Raw genomic sequence first — 23,932 nt, forward strand, 5'->3', positions numbered from 1 at the left:
ACGAAAAAGGGGGCCAGCGGCCCCCTTTTTGCGTTCTGTGTGTGGTGCTTACAGCTTGCGCGCCACTTCCTCGCGTTCAAAGATTTCGATGACGTCGCCCTTGCGGATGTCGTCATAGTTTTCAAAGGCCATGCCGCATTCCTGACCGGATTGCACTTCCTTGACCTCATCCTTGAAGCGCTTCAGCGTCTTCAGCGTGCCTTCGTGGATCACCACGTTGTCGCGCAGCAGGCGCACGCCGGCCGACCGGCGGGCGACGCCCTCGGTGACCAGACAGCCTGCGACCGTGCCGACGCCCGTGACCTTGAAGGTCTCGCGGATCTCGGCATAGCCGATGAAGTTTTCGCGCACTTCTGCCGACAGCAGGCCCGACGCCGCTTGCTTCACGTCATCCACCAGATCGTAGATGATCGAGTAGTAACGGATTTCCACGCCCTTCTGGTTGGCGCTGTTGCGGGCCGGGGCATTGGCGCGGACGTTGAAGCCGATCACCGGCGCGCCCGAAGCCTCGGCCAGGCCGATGTCGGATTCGGTGATCGCGCCGACGCCCGAATGAAGCACGCGCACGCGCACTTCGTCGTTGCCGACCTTTTCCAGCGCCTGCACGATGGCCTCGGCCGAGCCTTGCACGTCGGCCTTGACCACGACCGGCAGTTCCGCAACCGATTCATCGGCCTTGGCCTTGGCCAGCAGCTGATCCAGCGTGACGGCGGCACCGGCGGCGGCGCGTTTGTCCTTGGCGGCCTGGATGCGGTAATCAGCAATTTCGCGGGCCTGGGCCTCGGTCTCGACCACGTTCAGCACGTCGCCGGCCTCGGGGGTGCCGTTCAGGCCCAGAACCTCGACCGGAACCGAGGGGCCAGCCTCGGTCACGCGGGCGCCCTTGTCGTCGACCAGGGCGCGGACCTTGCCCCATTGTTCGCCGACAACAAAGATGTCGCCCTGGCGCAGGGTGCCGTGCTGAACCAGCACGGTCGCCACCGGGCCACGACCCACATCCAGCTTGGCTTCGATCACCGCGCCCTGCGCCTGACGGCCGGGGTTGGCTTTCAGTTCCAGGATCTCGGCTTGCAGGGCGATCGCCTCAAGCAGTTGATCCAGGCCCTTGCCGGTTTTGGCGGACACTTCGACATCCTGCACCTCGCCCGAGAACTGCTCAACCACGACTTCGTGTTGCAGCAGATCGGTGCGGACCTTTTGCGGGTCGGCACTGGGCTTGTCGCATTTGTTGATCGCCACGATCATCGGCACCTTGGCGGCCTTGGCGTGGTTGATCGCCTCGATCGTCTGCGGCATCACCGCGTCGTCGGCGGCCACGACCAGAACCACGATGTCGGTCACCTGCGCACCACGGGCACGCATGCTGGTGAAGGCGGCGTGGCCGGGCGTGTCGAGGAAGGTCAGCACCGCACCCGAATCCGTCGTCACCTGATAGGCGCCGATATGCTGGGTGATGCCGCCGGCTTCGCCCGACACGACATTGGCGTGGCGGATCGCGTCCAGCAGGCTGGTCTTGCCGTGGTCGACATGGCCCATGATCGTGATGATCGGCGGGCGCGATTGCAGGTCTTCGGGCTTGTCCTCGACCGTGTCGATCACCTGTTCCACGTCGGCATCGCTGACGCGGACGGCGCGGTGGCCGAACTCTTCGATGACCAGTTCGGCGGTGTCGGCGTCGATGGACTGGTTCATGCTGACCATCATGCCCATCTTCATCAGCGCCTTGACGACATCGGCGGCGCGTTCGGCCATCCGGTTCGCCAGTTCGCTGACCACGATCGCTTCGGGCAGTTGCACGTCGCGCACCTGCTTTTCGGCGCGATGGCCCATGCCCATGGCCTTTTGCCGGGCCTTTTCCTGCTTGCGCTTCATCGCGGCCAGCGACCGCTGGCGCCCGCCTTCGCCGTCCAGGGCGTCGGTCAGGGTCAGCTTGCCGGCGCGGCGGTTGTCGTCGCGGCCCTTGGCGGTGCGGTTGTCGCCACGATCCGGCCCGCCGCGGTCGTCGCGGTCACGGTCGGTCTTGCGCGGCCCAAGGCCCACGCCGGGCTTTTCGGCGCGCGCGGCGGCGGCCTCGGCACTGGCGCGGTCGGCGGGAGTGGCAGGCTTTTCGGGGGCCTTGCGCACGTCCTCTTTCTTCTGGGCGCGCAGGGCGGCCTCGGCGGCCTTGCGTTCATCCTCTTCGGCCTTCAGCCGCAGGGCTTCCTCGCGCTCGCGGTCCTCACGCTCTTTCGCCTCGATCTCGGCGCGGCGGCGTTCGCGTTCTTCCTCGCGGGCCTTTTCCTCGGCTTCGCGGGCGGCGGCTTCGTCAGCCTCGCGGGCCTTGGCGGCGCGCAGGGCGGCCAGGCGGCGCTCCATCTCGGCGTCCGAAATGCCGGCGGGCCGGCGCGAGGGGTCGGGCATGGCCGGTGCGCGGCCACCCGAGGCCGGGCCGCCGGTGGGGCTGGCGCCGGGCTTGGGCACAACGACGCGCTTTTTCTTGGTTTCGACCACGACATTCTTCGTCCGGCCGTGGCTGAAGCTTTGCTTCACCTGACCGGAACGTCCCCCGATGCCACCCAGGCCCAGGGTTTTCTTGCCGTCTTTGCCGTCGGTATCGCTCATTGCGTCTCTGTATCCTTCCGGGCGGTCATCAAACCGCCGTCCAGCCCACGCAGCCCGGAAAGGCGCGTGGCTTCCTCTATAACACGGGTTGTCAGGCCGCCAGCCGAAAGCGCGCCGTGTATGACATGATCGCGGCCGAAAGCCAAACCCATTTCACTGGCCGTCAGGCAGCCGAACCAGCGTCCGCCCTCGGGTGTCCACAACTTGCCCTTGCCGCGATCGGAACCGTCCATCGCCTGCAACAGCACCTTCGCGCGGCCACTGGCCAGCCAGTCCTTGACCTTTTCAAACCCGGCGACCGACAGACCGGCCTTGCGCGCCAGGCTGACCAGTTCGACAACCCGCCGCGCCAGTCCGGCCTCGATCAGGTCGGTCAGGTCGTCGGGCAGCGTCACCGGGCGTTTGGCGGCGCGGGCGAAGACGCCCTTTTTCGCCGCCTTGTCCAGCACCGCGCGATCAGCGGCAACCCAGATGCCGCGACCGCCCAGCTTGCCCGCCAGATCGGGCACCACCAACCCGTCGGGGCTGATGGCAAAGCGGATCAGGCCCGCCTTGGGCTGCGTCTCGCCGGTGACGATGCACCGGCGTTCCGCTTCGTCCCGCAGCTTGTCCCGTCCGCCGCGCGTCATCAGGCCTGACCCTCGTCGGCTTCGGCCTCGTCCTCGGCTTCAAGCTCGGACGGGTCGACCCAGCCCAGCATGACGCGGGCGGTCATGACCATATCCTGCGCCTGTTCCAGCGTGACGCCGAAGGGTTCAAGCAGGCCATCATCCTTGCTGCGCTGACCGTTCTGGGTGGTCCAGCCGCCGGCCAGTTCCCAGTCGGCGCAGGTGGCAAAGTCTTCCAGCGTCTTCACGCCGTCCTTGGCCAGCGCCTCGATCATCTGGGGGGTCAGGCCGTCAAAGTCAACCAGGCTGTCCTCGACCCCCAAGGCGCGGGCATTTTCCAGCGCCTTGGTGTTGGCCGCCTCGATCGTGTCGCGGGCGCGGGCTTGCAGTTCCTGCGCGGTGCCTTCGTCCACGCCGTCGATGGACAGCAGTTCGTCCAGATCGACATAGGCGACTTCTTCCAGATTGGTGAAGCCTTCCGCGACCAGCAGTTGCGCGAAGAACTCATCCAGGTCCAGCGCCTCCATGAACAATTGGGTGCGGGCGTTGAACTCGGCCTGGCGGCGCTTGGATTCTTCTTCCTCGGTCAGGATGTCGATGTCGAGACCGGTCAGCTGGCTGGCCAGACGCACGTTCTGGCCGCGACGGCCGATGGCCAGCGACAGCTGTTCGTCCGGCACCACGACTTCGATCTTGCCGGCGTCCTCATCGACGACGACCTTGCTGACCTCGGCCGGCTGCAGGGCGTTCACCAGGAAGGTCGCCTGATCCTCGTTCCACGGAATGATATCGATCTTTTCGCCCTGAAGTTCGCCCACCACGGCCTGCACACGCGAGCCGCGCATACCCACGCAGGCGCCCACCGGGTCGATCGAGTTGTCATAGCTGATGACGGCGATCTTCGCGCGCGAGCCGGGATCGCGGGCCACGGCCTTGATCTCGATCACGCCCTCATAGATTTCCGGCACTTCCATCTTGAACAGCTCGGCCATGAACTGCGGATCGGTGCGCGACAGGAAGATCTGCGGGCCACGGGTCTCGCGCCGCACGTCCTTGACATAGGCGCGGATGCGGTCGTTCGGGCGATAGGCTTCGCGGCCGATCTTTTCGTTGCGGCGCAGCACGGCCTCGCCCCGGCCGACGTCGACGATCAGGTTGCCATATTCCTCGCGCTTGACGATGCCGTTGATGATCGTGCCCTTGCGGTCCTGGAACTCCTCGAACTGGCGGTCGCGCTCGGCCTCGCGCACCTTTTGCAGGATGACCTGCTTGGCCGATTGCGCGGCGATGCGGCCGAGGTCGACCGGCGGCACCTCATCGACGATTTCATCGCCGACCTGCGGGGCCTCAAGATAATCGCGGGCCTGCGCCACGGTCAGTTGCGCCTGGTAATTCTCGACCGCCTCATCTTCGACCACGGTGCGCACGCGGGTGAACCGGGCGCGGCCGGTCTTGCGGTCGATGGACACGCGGATGTCCATTTCGGCCCCATAGCGCGACTTGGCGGCGCGGGCGAGGCTGTCTTCCATCGCTTGAATGACCAGATCGGGGTCGATCATCTTCTCGCGCGCGACGGCCTCGGCGGTCTGAAGAAGCTCAAGCTGGTTGGCAGAGGTAATGGCCATGGATCACGATTCCTTCGTGTCGGATTGGTCGGTTTCGGTCAGTTCGGTTTCCACCGCGTCAAAAGCGGTTTCATCCAGCACGCCGGCGTCCTTGCGCTGGCGCAGCATTTCGCGGATCAGATCATCGGTCAGCACCAGCTTGGCGTCGGTCAGCCAGTCGAACTTCAGCCCGATGGTCTGCACACCGTCCTTGCCGGTGTCGATGTTGATCAGCACCTCGTCGCCTTCGGTCCCGGCGATTTCGCCCTTGAACCGCTTGCGGCCGTCGATCTGTTCGCTGGTTTCCAGCTTCGCCTCATAGCCCTGCCAGGCGTCGAAATCCTTCAGCCGGGTCAGGGGGCGGTCCAGACCGGGGCTGGACACCTCAAGGTGGTAGGCGCCTTCCAGCGGGTCTTCGACGTCCAGCACGGCGGAAACCGCCACCGAAATGTCGCCGCAATCGTCAACGGTAATGCCGCCGTCGGGGCGGTCGGCCATGATCTGCAGGGTCGGCGTTTCGCCCCCCATCAGCCGGATGCGGACCAGCTCAAACCCCATATCCGTCAGGATCGGGGTGATGATGTCGGCCATGCGCCGGTCGATGGCGGTCTTGGCGATCAGGTCGGACATGATGGTCCTTTCCAAAAACAAAAAACGGGCCGCGCGGCCCGTCGAGATCCTTCGGTGGTGCAAGGTGTGGACCCCTGCGCCGCTGTTGAGCCGTCATATAGCGGCGCTTGCGGCAAAAGGCAAGGCTTGCTTGCCCTGCGCGGCGATGCGCCCTAGCTTGGGGCCATGTCGCTACCCGCCCCACCCGATACGATCACCGATCTGCCGCCCTTGTGGTCCGATGACTGGATCGCGGCGCTGGATGCCGACACGGCGGCAGCGATGCTGATCTGGCAGCGCGAATGGGGCGTGGATGAGCCGATCTGCGACGCGCCGGTGAACCGCTATGACACGCCGCGCAAGCTGCCCGAGGCCGCGCCCCCGCCTGTCGAGACGCCCGCGCTGCTGCCGGAAACCGGCGCCGACCCGGTGGAGCTGGCCCGCGCCGCTGCCACCGCTGCACCCGATCTGGCCGCCCTCGCGCAGGCGATGCGCGACTTTGACCCGATGGAACTGCGGCAGGGCGCGCGCAACTTTGTCTTTGCCGACGGCAATCCCCAGGCCCGCGTGATGATCGTGGGCGAGGCGCCGGGCGCCGAGGAGGACGCCCGCGGCCTGCCTTTTGTCGGCAAGGCCGGGCAGTTGCTGGATCGCATGTTCGCCGCCATCGGCCTGTCGCGCGCCGCGCCCGATGCCCAGGCGGCGCTGTATATCACCAATGTCCTGTGCTGGCGTCCGCCCGGCAATCGCAAGCCCGAAGCGGCTGAAATCGCCATGATGCTGCCGTTTCTGGAACGCCACATCGACCTGATCGGCCCCGATCTGGTGGTGATGATGGGCAATACGCCCTGTCAGGCGCTGCTGGGCCAATCCGGCATCCTGCGGCTGCGCGGCACATGGGCGACGGTGGCCGGGCGTCCGGCGATGCCGATGACGCACCCGGCCTATCTGCTGCGCAATCCCGCCGCCAAGCGCGAGGCATGGGCCGATCTGCTGGCCATTCAGGCGCGGCTGCGCGGCTGATCCTTTCGGCGACGGAAACCCTGCCCGGGCCCGTTCAAGCCTGAGGAGCCGGACGTCATGTCGATCAGGTTGCCGCAGCCCGCGCCGGATACAGGGTCCGTATTGCCGCGGCGGGTGGCGGGTAAGGGGTTCGCCCGGTTCCGCCCCCACATTCCCCTAGGGGCAGCCGGGCGATTCGGTCGCGCTGTCGGCCCCCAGCAGGGTAAAGCGCAGCGCCGTCAGATCGGCATCAAAGGGCTTGCCCTCGGGCGGGACCAGATCGGCGCGCAGGCTGATGCCCTGCCCATCCTGCGTCACGATGGCGGGCGACACCCAGATCCCCTTCTGGTCGGTTTCGACGGCGGCGGCCTCGGTCCCCGCCGGGGCGGCGGCAAAGCGCGCGGTGACGCGCATTCCGTCGCGGATCGGCTCGACCGTGCAGGCGGTGGGCGGGGCGGCAGGCTGCGGCACGGCGGCCAATGCGGCGCGGATCAGTTCGGCATCGGGGCCGGGGTCGGGCGGCGTGCCTGCCGCCGCCCAGTCGGCCGCCAGATCCAGCGAGACCGGCACGCAGATATCTTCACACACGCCCAGATCGACATGCAGCCGCGCCGCGATCGGCTCACCCGGCGTGGCGGGGGCGATGCGCAGCGGCAGCACCATCCGGTCGTGATAGCCCAGCGTCACCACACCGGCGCTGTCGAACACCTGCGGCGCAGGCCAGTCGATGCGCACCGGCGCCAGATTGTCCGAGGCTGACCAGTCCAGCAGCGGCGGCACGCCCGCCTCGCCGGGTTCGCGCCAATAGGTTTTCCAGCGCGGCATCAACTCGACGATCAGCGCGGCGCGGCGGCTGCCGTCGGCCTCGACCCAGCCTTGGGTCAGGCGGGCGTCGGTGACGCCGGGGGGCAGGTCCGCGGCCAGGGCGGGCAGCGGCAACAGGGCAAGGGCGGCAATGAGGGCAGGGCGCATCATGGCCCGTGCTTAGGCTGACCCGGCGCGCGGCGAAAGTCACAAACGCGCCACCGGCTTGCGCAAGCCTCGGCGCGGGCGCATCTTGGGCGCATGGAACCGATGGATCTGACCGGACAGATACTGATCGCCATGCCGGGCATGGGCGATGCGCGATTCGAACATGCGGTGGTGCTGATCGCCGCGCATGGCGCCAAGGGCGCGATGGGTCTGATCGTGAACAAGCCGATCCCCGACCTGGGCTTTCTGCCGCTGCTGAAGCAGCTTCAGATCGAAACCGGCCCCGCCACCCGGCGGCTGGCGGTGCATTACGGCGGGCCGGTCGATACGCAGCGCGGCTTTGTGCTGCATGACGATCCCGAAGGGTTGGCGGCGGACCCCGGCAGCCCGGTGATGGCCGCCGGACCGGGGCTGGCGATCACCACCAGCCGCGACATTCTGGCCGATCTGGCGCAGGGCGGCGGGCCGGACCGCGTGATGCTGGCGCTTGGCTATGCCGGTTGGGGCGCGGGGCAACTGGAATCGGAAATCGCGCGCAACGGCTGGCTGACCGGCCCCGCCGATCCCGACCTGATCTTTGCCCCGCAGCCGGGCCGGGTCTGGTCGGCCAGCCTGCGCGCGCAGGGGATTGATCCCCTCGCCCTGTCGTCGGACGCGGGGCGCGCCTGAAGGGGCCGCGGCGGGGGGCGTGACTTGCCCCGCGCCTTTGCCTAAGGTGCCGGGGCCATCACATCCCGACCCGTTACGCCCGATATGACCGATCCGACGATCCCGCCAACCCGACCCTCTGGGCGCATCCCGCCGGGCTTTGCGCATGAGCCCGCGCCGCGCAGCCCCGGCAGCGCCGCCGCCGGCCTGCGCATGGCCGCGGGCATCTGGATGCTGGGCGGTCAACGCATCGACCGCAGCCCCGCCGGACCCCGGCTGTGGGATCTGCCGCTGTCGCCCTCTGCCCGGGCCGAGGCGCAGGCGATGGTCTGGCTGGACGATCTGGCGGCGGTCGGCGGCATCGGCGCGCGGCAGGCGGCGCAGGCGGCGGTGTTCGCCTGGATCGACCGGGATCAGGGTGACGGCTGGCCCATCGGTGACATCGCCCGCGACCCCGCCGTGACGGGCCAGCGGCTGCTGCGGTGGCTGCACCATGCGGGCTTTCTGACCCAGCACCGACGCAAGGACGATCAGCGCCGCTTTGCCGCCGCGCTGGACCGTCAGTTGCGCGATCTGGCCAGCCGCGCCGACCGCGCCGCGCCGGGTCTGCCGCGCGCGCAGGCCCTTGCGGCGCTGATCTGCGGGGCGGTGCTGATTCAGGGCGCGGGCGATCTTCTGGGTGACGCAAGCGCCGCGTTTCAGGCGAATATCCCCCATCTGATCGACGCGACCGGCGGCATCGCCAGCCGCAGCCCCGGCGATCTGCTGGCGGCCTTTGAACTGCTGGTCTGGACGGCGGATGCGCTGTCGATGGCCGGTCACGTGGCCGGTCCCGCGCATCTTGACGCGCTGTCGCGCACCGCGCCGGTGCTGCGGGGGCTGCGGCTGGCCGACGGTCGGCTGGCGCGCTTTCACGGCGGCGTGCGCGGGGCGCGCGGCAGGCTGGATCACGCCTTGGCCGATTCGGGCCTGCGCGGCCCGGCCTCGGCGCAGCCGATGGGCTTTGTGCGGCTGGCCGCCGGGCGCAGCGTCCTGGTGATGGATGCCGCCGCCCCGCCCGACACCGCACCCGAGGGTCAGGCCAGCACCCTGGGGTTTGAAATGTCGTCGGGCGGCCGGATGCTGATCGTGACCGGGGGTGAGGGGGCGCGCTTCGGCCCCGCCTGGGGTCGCGCGGTGCGCGCCACGGCAATGCATTCGGCGCCGGGCATCGCGGGCCTCGCCTCATCCCGCGCGGCGGCGGCGGGCGGGGCGCTGATCGAACGCCCGGCGCGGGTCTGGCTGGACCAGCCCGACCCCACCAGCGGCGATCACGCGGCGGTGGCGGGCCATGACGGCTATGGCGCCAGCCACGGCCTTGCAGTGGTGCGCAGCCTGACGCTTTCGGATGATGGCACGCGGCTGGACGGGGCGGATGGCTTCGCACCGCTGCCCGGCCAGACGCCCCAGGACGGGGCGGTCGCCGAGCTGCGGTTTCACCTGCCGCCCGGCGTTCAGGCCGCCGCCGATGTCGATGGCTTGGGCGCCACGATCCGCCTGCCCGCGACCGAGGACGGGGCGCTGCCGGATGAGTTGTGGCGCCTGACGCATGACGGCAGCGCGCGCCTGACCCTGGAACCCGGCGCTGCGCTGGAGGGTGGGGCGGACGCCCCCGAACCCGGCCTTCAGATCGTTCTGCGCGCCCCCGTCGCGGGCGGCGATTGCCGGATTGGCTGGACCTTGGCGCGATCCGGCGTTACCCCGCGCGCATAGCCGCCAAGGAGGACAGCATGGTTTCCCACATCGCCACCCCCGCCCCCGAACTTGCGCCGCTGAAACGCGCGCTGTTGTCGGTGTCGGACAAGGCCGGGCTGGTGCCCTTTGCGCAGGCACTTGCCGCGCGCGGGGTTGATCTGCTGTCCACCGGCGGCACGGCGGCGGCGCTGCGCGAGGCGGGCCTGCCGGTGCGCGATGTGGCCGATGTGACCGGCTTTCCCGAAATGATGGACGGTCGCGTCAAGACCCTGCACCCGATGGTGCATGGCGGGCTGCTGGCCGACCGAGGTGACGCACGCCATCTGGCCGATATGGCCGCGCATGGCATCCCCGCCATCGACCTGCTGGTCGTCAATCTTTACCCGTTCGAGGACACCGTGGCCAAGGGCGCGGACTACGGCCTGGCGGTGGAAAACATCGACATCGGCGGCCCGGCGATGATCCGCGCGGCGGCCAAGAACCACGCCCATGTCTGCGTCGTCACCGATGTCGCCGATTATGACACGCTGCTGGCGGAACTGGATGCGAATGCAGGGCAGACCACCTATGGCTTCCGCAAGCGGCTGGCGCAGACCGCCTATGCGCGCACGGCGGCCTATGATGCGGCGGTCAGCACCTGGATGGCGGGCGCGATCGGCGACGACACCCCCCGCCGCCGCGCCTTTGCAGGGACGCTGGCGCAGCCCCTGCGCTATGGCGAAAACCCGCATCAGGCGGCGGCATTCTATACCGATGGATCGGGCCGCCCCGGCGTCGCCACCGCGCGGCAGTGGCAGGGCAAGGAACTGTCCTACAACAACATCAACGACACCGATGCCGCCTTTGAACTGGTGGCCGAGTTCGACCCGGCGGATGGCCCGGCCTGCGCGATCATCAAGCACGCCAACCCCTGCGGCGTGGCGCGCGGGGCAACTGCGGTCGAGGCCTATGCCCGCGCCTTTGACTGTGACCGCACCAGTGCCTTTGGCGGCATCATCGCGCTGAATCAGCCGCTGGATGCCGACACCGCCCGCGCCATCACCGAGATCTTCACCGAGGTCGTGATCGCTCCGGACGCCAGCGACGAGGCGCGTGCGATCTTTGCCGCGAAAAAGAACCTGCGGCTGCTGACCACCGGCGGGCTGCCGGACGCACGGGCCGGTGGGCTGACCTTCCGTCAGGTCGCGGGCGGGTTCCTGGTGCAGGGTCGCGACAACGGCCATGTTGCCCGCACCGACCTGAAGGTAGTGACTGAACGCCAGCCCTCGGACGCGGAACTGGCGGACCTGATGTTCGCCTGGACCGTCGCCAAGCATGTGAAATCCAACGCCATCGTCTATGCCAAGGGCCTGGCCACCGTCGGCATCGGCGCGGGCCAGATGAGCCGCGTGGACAGCACCCGCATCGGCCGCCGCAAATCCGAGGACATGGCCGAGGATCTGGGCCTGCCCGCCCCCCTGACCGAGGGCGCGGCGGTGGCATCGGACGCCTTTTTCCCCTTTGCCGACGGGATCGAAGCCCTGGCGGCGGCGGGCGCGAAGGCCGTCATCCAGCCCGGCGGCTCGATGCGCGACGCCGAGGTGATCGAGGCCGCGAACCGGCTGGGCCTTGCCATGGTCTTTACCGGCCAGCGTCACTTCCGGCACTGACATGCGCAGCCTTGGAATCACCGCCACCCTGATCTTCGTTCTGGATCAGATCACGAAATACTGGGTTCTGCATGTGCTGAACCTGGACCGGGTGCGGTCCATCGACCTGCTGCCGCCTTGGGTCAACCTGCGCATGGCGTGGAATCAGGGGATGAACTTCGGGCTGATGGCCAGCTCGACCGAGCTGACCCGCTGGCTGCTGATCGGCATCGGCCTGGTCATCTGCATCTGGGTCATCGCCTGGGTGCAGCGCAGCGCCAGCCGAATCGCGCCGATTGCGGGCGGAATGCTGGTCGGCGGCGCTTTGGGCAATATCGTCGACCGGCTTGCCTATGGCGCGGTGGCCGATTTCCTGAACATGTCGCTGCCGAACTGGACCAATCCCTATTCGTTCAACGTGGCCGACATCGCGATTTTCGCCGGGGCGATCGGGCTGATCCTGATGCCGGGTGGCAGCGGTCGCGGCCGGGATGAGCCGCCGGTGCGGCGCAAGCCCGCCCCCAGGACGGCCGCCACCAAGCCCGAACCGGTCTTGCGCCCGGCACCGGCCCCCGAGGCCCCGCCCAAGGATGCGCCGAAGGACGCCCCGAAGGATACCGCGAAAAAGGTGCTGCGCGCCGATCCGCGCCCGACGCAAGCCCGCGCCGCCAAGCCCAAACCGGCGGCCCCCGCCACGCGGGTCGAGCCGTCCTTGCGGGCCGCGCGACCGGCCCCGTCAAAGCCCCGTGACGCCGGTCCGACTTTGCGCTAAACCGGGCGCGAACGGCGAAGGGGGCATTCATGCGCGGTCTGTCGGCAGGGATGATGATGGGGCTGGCCTTGGTGCTGGCAGGATGCGGCAGCAGCGGCGATGCGCCGATCCTGATGCATGCCGGTGCCGGCAGCGATTCGCCTGATGAGTTCGGCGTGCTGCCGACCAAGCCCCTGCAAATGCCGCCCGATCTTGCCGCACTGCCCGCGCCGACGCCGGGCGGGCGCAATCTGGTCGATCCGACCCCGATGGAAGATGCCGTGGCCGCCCTGGGCGGCAACCCCGCCGCCTTGGCGCGCGGCGGCATCAATGCCGGTGACGGCGCGCTGATCGCCCATGCCGGTCGCTTTGGCGGCAATGCGCAGATCCGCAGCCAACTGGCAGCCGAGGATCTGGACTATCGCCGCCGCAACGATGGCCGCCTGCTGGAGCGCGCCTTCAGCGTGAATGTCTATGACAAGGCCTATCGGCCCTATGCGCTGAACGCCTATCAGGAACTGGAACGCTGGCGTCGGGCCGGGGCGCGCACGCCCTCTGCGCCCCCCGCCCCGCTGGACTGACGCACCCCTCACATCCCCGGCACCGGGCGGTCGGCCCGGTTGCGGCGGCCCGTAGCTGGCCCTAGCTTGGCCGCCGATGGAACGGGCCGGAAAAGGGGTTGATGATGCGTGGCTTGATCTTGCCTGTGATGCTGGCCTTGGCGCAGCCGGTTCTGGCGGAAACCGCAGCGCCCGGCGTCAGCACCTTTCGTCTGGACAACGGGCTTGAGGCCGTGGTGATCGAGGATCACCGCGCCCCGGTCGTCGTGCAGATGGTCTGGTATCGCGCCGGTGCTGCCGACGAGGCGCGCGGCAAGACCGGCGTGGCGCATTTTCTGGAACATCTGATGTTCAAGGGCACCGAGCATCTGGCGCCCGGTGAGCTGTCGAAAGTGGTCGAAGCGAATGGCGGGTCCGACAACGCCTTCACCAGCCAGGATTACACCGCCTATTTCCAGCGCATCGCCTCTGACCGGCTGGATCTGGTGATGGGGATGGAGGCCGACCGGATGCGCGGCCTGAAACTGTCCGAAGACGACTGGGCGACCGAGCTTCAGGTGATCATCGAGGAACGGGCCGAGCGCACCGACAGCGACCCCGGCGCGCTGTTTGGTGAACAGTTGCGTGCCGCGCAATATCTGAACCATCCCTATGGCGCACCGGTGATCGGCTGGCCGGATGAGATGCGGGCGCTGACGCGCGAGGATGCCCTGGCCTGGTATCAGCGATTCTACGCGCCCAATAATGCGGTGCTGGTGGTGGCGGGCGATGTGACGCCCGATCAGGTCAAGGCCTTGGCCGAAAAGCATTATGGCCCGCTGGCCCCGACCGAGGGGCTGGCCCCGCGTCAGCGCGTGGCCGAGCCGCCGCAACTGGCGCAGCGCCGTCTGGAAATGGCCGACCCGCGCGTGTCGCAGCCGATCCTGCGCCGGTCCTATCTGGCCGACCATCGCCGCCCCGGCGATCAGCGTCAGGCCGCCGCGCTGACCGTGCTGGCCGAGGTGCTGGGCGGGTCGGCGCAGACCTCGGTTCTGGGCCGGTCGCTGACGCTGGGCGATGCCCCCAAGGCGCTGCAAGTCGGTGCGTGGTATGATGGCGACGCGCTGGATTACGGCAGCTTCGATTTGGCTTTGGTGCCGCTGCCCGGTGCCGACCCCGATGAGGCCGAGGCGGCGATGGATGCCGCCCTGGCGCAGTTTCTGAAAGACGGCGTTGACCCCGCGCAGCTTGACCGCATCCGCACCCAGGTGCGCGCAGCCGAGATCTACAAGCGCGACAGCGCCATGGCGCAGGCGCAGGAATATGGCGCGGCGCTGACCACCGGCCTTGGCGTGGCCGATGTGCAGGCCTGGCCCGATGCCCTGGCCGCCGTCACCGCCGAGGATGTGATGGCCGCCGCCCGCGCTGTGCTGGACCCGGCGAAATCCGTGAATGGCTGGCTGCTGCCGGCAGGGGGTGAATCGTGATGCGGCTGCTGTCGATCCTTGTGCTGATTCTGCTGCCCTTGCGTGCGATGGCGGTGGATATCCAGGTGCTGACCTCGCCCAAGGGGCAGGATTATTGGCTGGTGACCGACCACAGCCTGCCCTTTGTCGCGCTGCAACTGGATTTCCGGGGCGGCGCCAGTCTGGACGCGCCCGGCAAACGCGGCGCGATCAACCTGATGACTGCCCTGCTTGAGGAAGGCGCGGGCGATCGTGACGCGGAGGCCTTTGTCGCGGCGGTCGAGGCCGAGGGCGCGCGCATGTCCTTTAGCGCGGGCGATGACGTGCTGTCGGTCTCGGCGCAGATGCTGACCGACCGTCGCGCCGCGTCGACCGCGCTGCTGGCCGAGGCGCTGAGCGAACCGCGCTTTGATGAGGATGCCGTGGCGCGGGTGCGCGCGCAGGTCATCCAGTCGATCCGGGCCGGGCAGAAAGACCCCAACACCTTGGCATCGCTGGCTTTCGCGCGGCAGGCCTGGGGCGATCACCCCTATGGCACCTCGACCATGGGCACCGAGGACAGCGTGACGGCCCTGACCCGCGACGATCTGCGCGCCGCCAAGGATCGGGTGATTGCCCGCGATCATGCGATCGTCACGCTGGTCGGCGACATCGACGCGCAGGACGCGGGCGCGATGATCGACAGCCTGCTGGCCGGACTGCCCGCCACCGGTGCCCCGATGCCGCCGCGCGTGGCGATGGCCAGTGGCGACGATCTGACCGTGATCGACTGGGACAGCCCGCAATCGGTGGTCACCTTTGGCCAGCCCGGCATGGCGCTGGACGATCCCGATTATTTCCCGCTGATGATCGCCCAGCAGGTGCTGTCGGGGTCCGGCTTTTCAGCGCGGCTGATGGATGAGTTGCGCGACAAGCGCGGCCTGACCTATGGCGTGGCCGCGCATCTGGTCAGCCGTCCCTTTGGCGACAGTTGGGTGGGTGGCTTTGCATCCGCCAACGACAAGACCGCCGAGGCGGTGGCGCTGCTGCGGTCTGAATGGGCGCGGATGGCGGAAGGCGGCGTGACCGAGGATGAGCTTTCCGCGGCCAAGACCTATCTGACCGGCGCCTATCCGTTGCGCTTTGACGGCAATGGCACGATTGCCGGGCTGCTGTCCGGGATGCAGCTTGTCGGCCTGCCCGCCGATTACATCGACCGGCGCAACGATCTGGTAAACGCCGTGACAGCGGCGGATGTGGCGCGGGTGGCGTCGGAACGGGTGCGGCCAGGCGATCTGCGCATCGTGATCGCCGGGCGGCCGAGCGGGCTTCAGGCCTCGCCCGCGGATGCGACCTGCCCGGCGCAAGCGTCGGGCGCGGTGCCGCTGCCGCCCTGCGCGGCCGAATAGCACCCGGCGCGGGCTTGCGCCGACAGGCCCGCGCGATAGGGTGGCGCCAACAGGAAAGGTAAGCCATGGCCCAGCTTGATTTCGCTCCGGACACGGGCGCCGCCCGCGATCTGTTCTATGTCGAGGATGGCGCGGCCCTGCCCGAAGCCTTGTCCCCGGCGCAACGGGATTGGGCGGCAGCTTGCGGCTTTACCGGGGCGGCGGGGCAGCTGTGTCTGTTGCCTGCCGCCGATGGCGGCCTTGGCGCGGCGCTTTGTGGCGCGGGCAAGGCCGCCCGTCGCGCCCGCGAGCGCTTTGCCTTGTCGCGCGCCGCCGATGCCCTGCCCGCCGGTGACTGGCGCATCGCCGCCCATCCCGACAGCACCCGGATCGAGGAAACCGCGCTTGGCTGGCTGCTGGCCGGCTATCGCTTTGACCGCTACAAGCCCGCGCCCGCCCCGCCCCGCGCCCGTCTGGTCGCGCCGAAGGGCGTCGATGCCGCACAGATCGCCATTCTGGCGCAATCCGAGGCGCTGACCCGCGATCTGATCAACACCCCCGCCAATGACATGGGCCCGGATGAGCTTGAGGCCGCGGCCCGCGATCTGGCCAGTCGCTTCGGCGCCGATGTGACCGTCACCACCGGCGATGCGCTGCGCGAGGGCTTTCCGCTGATCCACGCCGTCGGCCGCGCCAGCCCGCGCGCGCCGCGTCTGATCGACCTGAGCTGGGGCAGCGATGGGCCGAGCCTTGTGCTGGTCGGCAAGGGCGTGTGCTTCGACACCGGTGGGCTGGACATCAAGCCGGTCTCCAGCATGGGACTGATGAAAAAGGACATGGGCGGGGCCGCGACCGTGCTGGGCCTTGCACAGGCGATCATGGCGCTGCGGCTGCGGCTGCGGCTGCGGGTGCTGATCCCGGCGGTGGAAAACGCCGTGGCGGGCGATGCCTTCCGCCCGCAGGATGTGCTGGCCAGCCGCAAGGGCCTGACGGTCGAGGTGAACAATACCGATGCCGAGGGGCGGCTGGTGCTGGCCGACGCGCTTGCCCTGGCGGATGAGACGCCGCCCGACCTTCTGGTCTGCATGGCCACGCTGACCGGCGCCGCGCGGGTGGCGCTTGGCCCGGATTTGCCGCCGTTTTACACCGATGACGATGGCGTGGCGCAGGCCCTGGCCGAGGCCAGCCGTCCCGCCGCCGACCCGCTGTGGCGGATGCCCTTCTGGACCCCGTATGAGGGGATGATCGAACCCGGCATCGCCGATCTGGACAATGCGCCGGGCGGCGGCATGGCAGGGTCGATCACCGCCGCGCTGTTCCTGCGCCGATTCGTCACCGCGACGCCGCGGTTCGCGCATCTGGACATCTATGGCTGGCAGCCTGCCGCCGCGCCCGCGCGGCCCAAGGGCGCGGTGCAGCAGGGCGCGCGCGCGATCCTGGCCGCGCTGCCCGAATTGCTGGGATCGGAGATTCTGGGATGACTGACACCGCCCAACCGCGCCCGGATCGCCGCCTGACCCCGGCCAATGATCGCGTCGCCCATGCCAGCCTGAAGGGGCTGGTCGACGCGCCGCGTTACACCCGTGGCAGTCCGGCGCGGATCGTTCTACCGGTCGTCGATCTGTGCGCCGCGCCGGATGGGGCGCGGGATCGGCAGATGCTGATGGGGGCCTCGGTCACGGTGCTGGAACGGCGGCAGGGCTGGGCCTTTGTCGTCGCGGGCGATGACGGCTATTGCGGCTATGTCCGCAGCAACGCGCTTGGCCCGGCGCAGGCGGCGACGCATCGGGTGATCGTGCCTGCCAGTCACCTTTATTCCCGCGCCGATCTGAAATCGCACGAGGTGGCGGGCGTCTCGATGGGGGTGCGGCTGGCCATCGACGGCGCCGAGGGGCGGTTCCTGCGCAGCCAGGACGGGCTGTTCATCCCCGAAAGCCATGTGGCGCCGCTGGAGGCCCCGCCTGCCGATCCCGTCGCCCTGGCGGAAACGCTGATCGGCACGCCCTATCTGTGGGGCGGCAACAGCCGCGCCGGGATTGATTGCTCGGGTCTGGTGCAACTGTGCTGGCAGGTCGCGGGCCGCGCCGCGCCGGGCGACAGCGACATGCAGGCCCGTGGGCTGGGCCAGCCCCTGCCCGACAGCGCCCGTCTGCGGCGCGGCGATCTGGTGTTCTGGCGCGGCCATGTGGCCATCGTCACCGGCCCCGACCGCATCATCCACGCCAACGCGCACCGCATGGCCGTGACGCATGAGGGTCTGGCCGACGCCATCACCCGCATCCGCGCGGGCGGCGAGGGTGAGGTGACGATCCGCCGCCGCGACGACAGCCTGGGCGGCTAGTCTACCGGGCGGATCAGCGCCTTGTCGAAGACCCGCAGAACCTGGCGCAGGTCATGGCCGCGCTTCAGCACCCGGCCATCCATGCCGATCACCGCATAGGCCCCCTGCCGGGCGCGCAGGCGGGGGCGCTTCTCGATCCGATACAGCGGATGTTCGGCGGCGCGGCGGAAGACGGAAAACACCGCCACGTCGCGCAGAAAGGCCATGGCGTAATCACGCCATTCCCCTGCGGCGACCATGCGGCCATAGACTGACAGGATCGCCGACAGCTCGGCCCGGTCAAAGGCCACGCGATCGTCGGCGCCGGGGGTCGGAAAGGGGATGGGCGGCAGGCTGGACATGACGCAAGCGTGACACCCCCCGGCGCGCCGATCAAGGGGCGGGTGTTGGCCAAAGGGCCGCTTGCGCCTATATTCGCGGCAGGATCACGGCAGTGGGGGCGTCATGCGCAAGGCTGGACTGATGGGTGTGGCGGCGGTTCTGGCTGCCGGGGCGGCCTTTGCGGCTGCCGGTGTCGATCAGCGCATCGCCACGATGGACAAGATCGAGGCCCGCGCCAAGGTGCTGGACGACATGGCCGCGGGCCGCAGCGCCCACGACCCCCGCGCCGCGCGCGAGGCCGCCGCCGCCCTTGCCGCCCTTGCCATCACCATCCCGCAAGAGTTCGAGGCGAACGCCCTCGGCGGCAAGGCCAAGCCCGCGATCTGGGACAACTACGCCGATTTCACCGCCCAGTCGGATGCCCTGTTCAAGGCCGCCCAGGCGCTTGACCCCGACAGCGCCGCGGGTGTGACGGCAGGATCAAAGGCCATCCAGGCGACCTGCACAGCCTGCCATCAACGCTACAAGAACTGACCCTTGCCACGAAAAACGCCGGGGCGCAGCAGGCCCCGGCGTCATCTTCAGGCGTTGATTGATCGGTCAATCAGCCGCAATCAATGTTGTAGATGTTGCCGGCCGCATCCAGGCGGAACACGATGCGGGCGGGGTTGTAGTCCTGCGGTTCGATCCCGCGCCACTGCACGACGCGATATTCGCGGGTGATTCCCAGGCCGGGGATCACGCTGCCCGGCTGGCCCAGCGAGCCGACATAAGAGCTGCCCTTGCACAGGTCGGGGGCGCGTTCCTGAACCCCGGCGATCTGGGTGACGGGTACGACCGGCGCGGCACCGGCGGCGGGGTCGGCAACGACCACGGTGGTGGGCGCAGGGGCGGGGGCGCAGGCGGTCAGCGCGATCAGCGCGACCGGGGCAAGAAAGGCAAGACGGGTCATGGCGGTCAATCCTGTTGATTGCATTGGCCTGTTGGTTGCATCGGCCTGTTGGTTGCATCAGGCCGCCACTTCGCCCAGTATCGGGCGCTGCGGGCGGTTGATCCCCCGTTCCTAACCCGGCGCGGCGCGTTTGTTAACATGCCCCGCGCGCAAGGCCGCAACTGCCCGCAGCAGACTGACAGGAATGTGACATGTCCGACACCCGCGCCCCGCGCCTGTGCGTGCTGATCGACGCCGATAACGTGCCCGCCCATTACGCCGACGCGATCTTTGACGAGATCGCGAGCCTGGGCGAGGCCTCTGTGCGGCGCATCTATGGCGACTGGTCGGCCACCCGGCTGAACCGCTGGGCCGAGCGCGTGGCGATGCTGGGGCTGGTGGCTGATCAGCAGTTTTCCAATACCAAAGGCAAGAATGCCAGCGACATCGGCCTGGTCATCGCGGCGATGGATTTCCTGCATTCGGGGCTGTTCGACGGCTTTGTGCTGGTCAGTTCCGACAGCGATTTCACCCGGCTGGCGGCGCGGATCCGCGAACAGGGGCTGGATGTCTACGGCATCGGTGAGAAGAAGACCCCCGAGGCCTTCCGCATGGCCTGCAAGCGATTCATCTATGTCGAAAACCTGGGCCAGGCCGACCCCGCCACGCCGCTGCCCGCGACCGGTCCCGCGCGCACCGCCGAGGCAGTCCCGGCGGCGACCGAAAAGCAGTCGCCGGTCAGCGCGATTCCGTTGATCGTCGCGGCGATGCGCGCCATCGACCCCGAAGGCGAATGGTATTCGCTGGGCGAGATCGGCCAGTTCATCACCCAGAAGAACCCGGATTTCGACGTGCGCAGTTATGGCGCGGCCAAGCTGTCGGATCTGATCCGCAAGACCGCGCGATTCGAGATGAAGCAAGGCCCCGGCAATCTGTGGCTGGCGCGCGACCTTGCCTGAGGTTCAGGCGCGGGCGGCGCCGTAACCCGCCAGGAACAGCCGCACGGCGCCATCGACCACGCGGTCGATCATCTGCGGCGTCACCTGGTCGCGCTGCCCGAACTGCGCCAGATCGTGCAGCTTGACCGAGCACAGCTCCATGAACTGCTCAACGGCAAGATCTAGATCGTCGATCGCCAGATCGCCGCGCTGCACAAGCAGGGTCATCAGCATCGACAGCCGGTCATTCAGCAGCCCCGGCCCGGCGCGCAGATATTCATGCCCGATGGCCGGAAAACGCGGCGATTCCGCCACCGCCAGGCGGAACACCTGGATGCTGAAATCGGACGCGATATTGGTGGCGACCAGATAGGCGACGGCGCGCAGCAGGTCGGGCGTCGGCAGCGTCAGGTCGACATCCTCATGCGCGGAATTGGCCAGTTGCTCGAACTCGGCCCGCGCGACCTCGATCAGCATCAGCCGCTTTTCGGGGAAATAGCTATACAGCGTGGCCTTGGACACGCTGGCCTCGCGTGCGATATCATCCACGCTGGCCCCGTCGAACCCGTCGCGCAAAAAGACTTTCCGCGCGCCTTCCAGCACTTGCTGAAACTTGCGACCCTTAACGACTTTGGGAAAGGACATTTTCCCTCCATGTTGGGAATAAAATAGGTCTGTCGAAAAAAGCGTGCAATTGAAGGTTTCATACGATGCGGTTCAGTGTGACTCAACCTTTTGGGGCGCGGTTGCAACTGCAGGCTGCGTCAGAGGGGCGACGAATCTTTGCGGGTCGGCGCGGATCTTGCTAAGACTTGTGGGATGAACGCCATGGACCACAAGATCAGCCCGCCCCGCCCCGTCATCCGCCAATTGGATGAGGCTGCGGCCAACCGCATCGCGGCGGGCGAGGTGGTCGAACGCCCGGCCTCGGCGGTCAAGGAACTTGTTGAAAATGCGTTGGATGCGGGTGCGCGGCGCATCGACGTGACCTATGCCGATGGCGGCAAGACGCTGATCCGGGTGGCCGATGACGGCTGCGGGATGACGGCGGATGACCTGCCGCTGGCGCTGTCACGTCATGCCACGTCGAAGATCGACGGCTCGGACCTGCTGAACATCACCACCTTCGGCTTTCGCGGCGAGGCGCTGCCCAGCCTTGGCGCCGTGGGGCGCCTGTCGCTGACCAGCCGCGCCCAGGGGCATGAGGCCGCCAGCCTGACCGTCGATGGCGGGCGCATCGGCGCGCCCCGCCCGGCGGCGCTGACCGCTGGCACGGTGGTGGAACTGCGCGACCTGTTCCACGCCACTCCGGCCCGGCTGAAGTTCCTGCGATCCGACCGCGCCGAGGCGCAGGCCATCGCCGATGTGGTCCGCCGCCTGGCGATGGCCGAACCCGGCGTCAGCTTTACGCTGACCGACGCCACCGGTGGCACCCCGCGTGAACTGCTGCGATTAGACGCTGAACAGGGCGATCTGTTTTCGGCTTTGGCTGCGCGGCTGGGCCGGATCATGGGCCGCGACTTCATCGAGAATGCGCTGGTGATCGACGCCGAACGCGACGGGTTGCGACTGACCGGCTACGCCAGCCTGCCCACCTATTCGCGCGGCGCGGCGGTGGCGCAGCATCTGTTCGTGAACAATCGCCCGGTGCGTGACAAGCTGCTGATCGGCGCGCTGCGGGCGGGATATATGGATGTGCTGGCGCGCGACCGCCATCCGGCGGCGGCGCTGTTCATCACCTGCGACCCCCAGCTTGTCGACGTGAACGTGCATCCCGCCAAGGCCGAGGTGCGGTTCCGCGATCCGGGGCTGGCGCGCGGCCTGATGGTCAGCGCGCTGCGGCACGGGCTGGCGATGCAGGGGCATCGCGCCTCCTCGACCGTGGCCAGTGCGACGCTGGGCGCGATGCGGCCCGAAGCCCCGCTGCCGCCGCGCGTCTATCAGATGGACCGCCCGTCGCAGGGCGCGCTTTACGCGGCGACCCGCGCGCAGGCGCCAGAATCGGGCATGGCCGAGGCCGCGACCGGCTTTGACCTGCCCCCGGCCATGCGCGCCGATGCACCGACCGCAGAGGTGACGGATCACCCTTTGGGGGCCGCCCGCGCGCAGGTGCATGACACCTATATCATCGCGCAGACCGCAACCGGTATCGTCATCGTCGATCAGCACGCTGCCCATGAACGACTGGTCTATGAGCGGCTGAAGGCGCAGATGGCGGCCAAGGGCGTGGCCGCGCAGGCGCTGCTGATCCCCGAGATCGTCAGCCTGTCCGAAGCCGACGCCGCCCGCCTGCTGGAGGTCGCGCCCGATCTGCACCGGTTGGGGCTGACCATCGAACCCTTTGGCGGCGGCGCGGTGGCGGTGCGGGAAACCCCGGCCCTGCTGGGGCAGGTCAATGCCGCCGCGCTGATCGCCGACATTCTGGATGAACTGGCCGATCAGGGCGACAGCCTGACGCTGACGGCGCGGCTCGACGCGGTGCTGTCGCGCATGTCCTGCCATGGCTCGATCCGCGCCGGGCGGCAGATGCGCCCCGAGGAGATGAACGCCCTTCTGCGCGAGATGGAGGCGACGCCGCTGTCGGGCCAGTGTAACCACGGCCGCCCGACCTATGTGGAATTGCGGCTGGCCGATGTCGAACGGCTGTTCGGGCGGGCGTGATGCAGATTGGCAACCGCGTCATTGATCCGGGCGATCCCGTGGTGCTGGCCGTGGCCGGGCTGGTGCTGCTGGTGCTGGTGCTGCTGATCCTGACCCTGCGCGCGGCGGGCCGGTCGGCGCGCATGGCCGCGCCCCTTTACGATCAGGTCGGCGCCCTGGGCGCGCGGGTTCAGGGCCTGTCGGATGGCCAGCAACAACTGGCCGGGGGGCTGCATCACGTCAGCGAAGCCCATGCGGCATCGCAGGCCCGCGTGCTGGCGCTGATGGAACAGCGTCTGGCCGAGGTCGCCACCGGCATGGCCGAAAACCTGCACGGCAGCGCCACCCGCACCGCGCGCAGCCTGGGCGATCTGCAACAGCGGCTGGAAATGATCGACCGCGCGCAAGCCAAGATCGAAAAACTGTCGGGCGAGGTGTTGGGCCTGCAAGACATCCTGTCGAACAAGCAGACCCGCGGCGCCTTCGGCGAGATCCAGTTGCGCGACATCGTGGCCAAGGCGCTGCCGCCCGATGCCTATGCCTGGCAGGCCACCTTGTCGAACGGCAAGCGCGCCGATTGCCTGATTCACCTGCCGAACCCGCCAGGGCCGATCGTCGTGGACGCCAAGTTCCCGCTTGAGGCCTATGAAAAGCTGCGCGCCGCGACCAATCAGGCCGAGCTGATCGAGGCGCAGCGGATGATGCGGATTTCGGTGCGCGGTCATATCAAGGCGATTGCCGAGAAATACATCATCGAGGGCGAGACGGCGGATGGCGCGCTGATGTTCCTGCCCTCCGAGGCGGTCTATGCCGAATTGCACGCCAACTTCCCCGAACTGGTGCGTGACGGCTTTGCGGCGCGCGTCTGGATCGTGTCGCCCACCACCTGCATGGCCACGCTGCACACGATGCGCGCCATTCTGAAGGATGCCCGGATGCGGGCGCAGGCCGGGGCGATCCGCAAGGAGCTGGCGGCGCTTGGCGCGGATGTGACGCGGCTTGTGGATCGGGTGGGCAATCTGGACCGGCATTTCACCCAGGCCGCCCGCGACATCGACGAGATCAAGATTTCCGCCGACAAGGCCGGCAAACGCGCCCGCCGTCTGGATAACGTCGATTTCGAGGAACTGGCCGCCGATCCGCCCGCCGATCCGGGTGGCGCGCTGCTGGCGGCGTCGAAATCGGGGGGCGGCAGGGCGGAATAGCTTGCCCTCGCCCCGCCCCGGCGCGAT

The 23,932-nt window shown here is 68.6% G+C and carries 22 protein-coding genes; 14 read left to right on the top strand and 8 right to left on the bottom strand.

Annotated elements, in window-relative coordinates:
• Positions 1-48: 48 nt before the first annotated feature.
• Genes infB through rimP form a run of 4 tightly spaced genes read right to left on the bottom strand, consistent with a single transcriptional unit; the run spans position 49 to position 5,443 of the window.
• Positions 49-2,601, bottom strand: coding sequence for a translation initiation factor IF-2 (gene infB, locus ACEYYA_RS05810; protein ID WP_374798536.1), 2,553 nt, complete (start codon positions 2,599-2,601; stop codon positions 49-51).
• On the bottom strand, positions 2,598-3,230 hold the full coding sequence (locus ACEYYA_RS05815) for an RNA-binding protein (RefSeq protein WP_374798538.1): 633 nt from the start codon (positions 3,228-3,230) through the stop codon (positions 2,598-2,600). Before ACEYYA_RS05815 ends, infB begins: the two co-directional genes overlap by 4 nt.
• Complete coding sequence (nusA, locus tag ACEYYA_RS05820) at positions 3,230-4,834, bottom strand: transcription termination factor NusA (RefSeq protein ID WP_374798540.1); 1,605 nt, start codon at positions 4,832-4,834, stop codon at positions 3,230-3,232. Before nusA ends, ACEYYA_RS05815 begins: the two co-directional genes overlap by 1 nt.
• A gap of 3 nt (positions 4,835-4,837) precedes the next feature.
• Positions 4,838-5,443 carry a ribosome maturation factor RimP gene (gene rimP / locus ACEYYA_RS05825; protein WP_374798542.1) on the bottom strand — a complete coding sequence of 202 codons (606 nt, stop codon included), beginning with the start codon at positions 5,441-5,443 and terminating at the stop codon, positions 4,838-4,840.
• A 228-nt stretch (positions 5,444-5,671) separates the two neighbouring features.
• Between rimP and ACEYYA_RS05830 the strand changes: the two genes are divergently transcribed.
• On the top strand, positions 5,672-6,445 hold the full coding sequence (locus ACEYYA_RS05830; RefSeq protein WP_374798638.1) for a uracil-DNA glycosylase: 774 nt from the start codon (positions 5,672-5,674) through the stop codon (positions 6,443-6,445).
• A gap of 156 nt (positions 6,446-6,601) precedes the next feature.
• Here the strand turns inward: ACEYYA_RS05830 and ACEYYA_RS05835 are convergent, their stop codons facing one another.
• Positions 6,602-7,399, bottom strand: a complete 798-nt coding sequence (locus tag ACEYYA_RS05835) for a protein-disulfide reductase DsbD domain-containing protein (RefSeq protein ID WP_374798544.1) — start codon at positions 7,397-7,399, stop codon at positions 6,602-6,604.
• A gap of 90 nt (positions 7,400-7,489) precedes the next feature.
• Between ACEYYA_RS05835 and ACEYYA_RS05840 the strand changes: the two genes are divergently transcribed.
• The 9 genes from ACEYYA_RS05840 to ACEYYA_RS05880 all read left to right on the top strand — a co-directional run bounded on the left by ACEYYA_RS05840 (position 7,490) and on the right by ACEYYA_RS05880 (position 17,870).
• Positions 7,490-8,065, top strand: a complete 576-nt coding sequence (locus tag ACEYYA_RS05840; RefSeq protein ID WP_374798546.1) for a YqgE/AlgH family protein — start codon at positions 7,490-7,492, stop codon at positions 8,063-8,065.
• An 84-nt stretch (positions 8,066-8,149) separates the two neighbouring features.
• A complete protein-coding gene (locus ACEYYA_RS05845) occupies positions 8,150-9,796 on the top strand; it encodes a heparinase II/III family protein (RefSeq protein ID WP_374798548.1) in 1,647 nt (548 codons plus the stop codon).
• 17 nt (positions 9,797-9,813) lie between these two features.
• Entirely contained in the window at positions 9,814-11,427 is a 1,614-nt protein-coding gene (purH, locus tag ACEYYA_RS05850; RefSeq protein ID WP_374798550.1) for a bifunctional phosphoribosylaminoimidazolecarboxamide formyltransferase/IMP cyclohydrolase, read from the top strand.
• Position 11,428: 1 nt separating this feature from the next.
• On the top strand, positions 11,429-12,178 hold the full coding sequence (gene lspA / locus ACEYYA_RS05855) for a signal peptidase II (protein WP_374798552.1): 750 nt from the start codon (positions 11,429-11,431) through the stop codon (positions 12,176-12,178).
• Positions 12,179-12,207: 29 nt separating this feature from the next.
• The gene (locus ACEYYA_RS05860) at positions 12,208-12,738 is read left to right on the top strand and encodes a DUF3035 domain-containing protein (RefSeq protein WP_374798554.1); all 531 of its coding nucleotides are present in this window, start codon (positions 12,208-12,210) and stop codon (positions 12,736-12,738) included.
• Between the two features lie 98 nt (positions 12,739-12,836).
• A complete protein-coding gene (locus ACEYYA_RS05865; RefSeq protein WP_374798556.1) occupies positions 12,837-14,183 on the top strand; it encodes a M16 family metallopeptidase in 1,347 nt (448 codons plus the stop codon).
• Positions 14,183-15,550 carry a M16 family metallopeptidase gene (locus ACEYYA_RS05870; protein ID WP_374798640.1) on the top strand — a complete coding sequence of 456 codons (1,368 nt, stop codon included), beginning with the start codon at positions 14,183-14,185 and terminating at the stop codon, positions 15,548-15,550. The genes ACEYYA_RS05865 and ACEYYA_RS05870 overlap by 1 nt, the downstream gene beginning before the upstream one ends.
• 65 nt (positions 15,551-15,615) lie before the next feature.
• The gene (locus tag ACEYYA_RS05875) at positions 15,616-17,010 is read left to right on the top strand and encodes a leucyl aminopeptidase family protein (protein WP_374798558.1); all 1,395 of its coding nucleotides are present in this window, start codon (positions 15,616-15,618) and stop codon (positions 17,008-17,010) included.
• Complete coding sequence (locus ACEYYA_RS05880; protein ID WP_374798560.1) at positions 17,007-17,870, top strand: C40 family peptidase; 864 nt, start codon at positions 17,007-17,009, stop codon at positions 17,868-17,870. Before ACEYYA_RS05875 ends, ACEYYA_RS05880 begins: the two co-directional genes overlap by 4 nt.
• On the opposite strand, the gene ACEYYA_RS05885 is transcribed toward ACEYYA_RS05880, so the two are convergent.
• Positions 17,867-18,211, bottom strand: coding sequence for a DUF2794 domain-containing protein (locus ACEYYA_RS05885; RefSeq protein WP_374798562.1), 345 nt, complete (start codon positions 18,209-18,211; stop codon positions 17,867-17,869). The two genes, ACEYYA_RS05880 and ACEYYA_RS05885, sit on opposite strands and share 4 nt — an antisense overlap.
• Before the next feature lie 103 nt (positions 18,212-18,314).
• Here ACEYYA_RS05885 and ACEYYA_RS05890 point away from each other — a divergent pair, with 103 nt between their 5' ends.
• Complete coding sequence (locus ACEYYA_RS05890; protein ID WP_374798564.1) at positions 18,315-18,725, top strand: cytochrome c; 411 nt, start codon at positions 18,315-18,317, stop codon at positions 18,723-18,725.
• A gap of 70 nt (positions 18,726-18,795) precedes the next feature.
• On the opposite strand, the gene ACEYYA_RS05895 is transcribed toward ACEYYA_RS05890, so the two are convergent.
• On the bottom strand, positions 18,796-19,143 hold the full coding sequence (locus ACEYYA_RS05895; RefSeq protein ID WP_374798566.1) for a hypothetical protein: 348 nt from the start codon (positions 19,141-19,143) through the stop codon (positions 18,796-18,798).
• Positions 19,144-19,334: 191 nt separating this feature from the next.
• Here ACEYYA_RS05895 and ACEYYA_RS05900 point away from each other — a divergent pair, with 191 nt between their 5' ends.
• A complete protein-coding gene (locus ACEYYA_RS05900; RefSeq protein ID WP_374798568.1) occupies positions 19,335-20,081 on the top strand; it encodes an NYN domain-containing protein in 747 nt (248 codons plus the stop codon).
• A gap of 3 nt (positions 20,082-20,084) precedes the next feature.
• On the opposite strand, the gene ACEYYA_RS05905 is transcribed toward ACEYYA_RS05900, so the two are convergent.
• The gene (locus ACEYYA_RS05905) at positions 20,085-20,705 is read right to left on the bottom strand and encodes a TetR/AcrR family transcriptional regulator (protein ID WP_374798570.1); all 621 of its coding nucleotides are present in this window, start codon (positions 20,703-20,705) and stop codon (positions 20,085-20,087) included.
• A gap of 174 nt (positions 20,706-20,879) precedes the next feature.
• Here ACEYYA_RS05905 and mutL point away from each other — a divergent pair, with 174 nt between their 5' ends.
• Together mutL and ACEYYA_RS05915 are read left to right on the top strand one after the other, a co-directional pair.
• Positions 20,880-22,721, top strand: coding sequence for a DNA mismatch repair endonuclease MutL (mutL, locus tag ACEYYA_RS05910; RefSeq protein WP_374798572.1), 1,842 nt, complete (start codon positions 20,880-20,882; stop codon positions 22,719-22,721).
• On the top strand, positions 22,718-23,905 hold the full coding sequence (locus ACEYYA_RS05915) for a DNA recombination protein RmuC (RefSeq protein ID WP_374798574.1): 1,188 nt from the start codon (positions 22,718-22,720) through the stop codon (positions 23,903-23,905). The genes mutL and ACEYYA_RS05915 overlap by 4 nt, the downstream gene beginning before the upstream one ends.
• The last annotated feature ends 27 nt before the right edge of the window (positions 23,906-23,932 follow it).

This window comes from Paracoccus zhouxuedongae, assembly GCF_041927815.1.
In the GTDB taxonomy this organism is placed as follows: Bacteria; Pseudomonadota; Alphaproteobacteria; order Rhodobacterales; family Rhodobacteraceae; genus Paracoccus.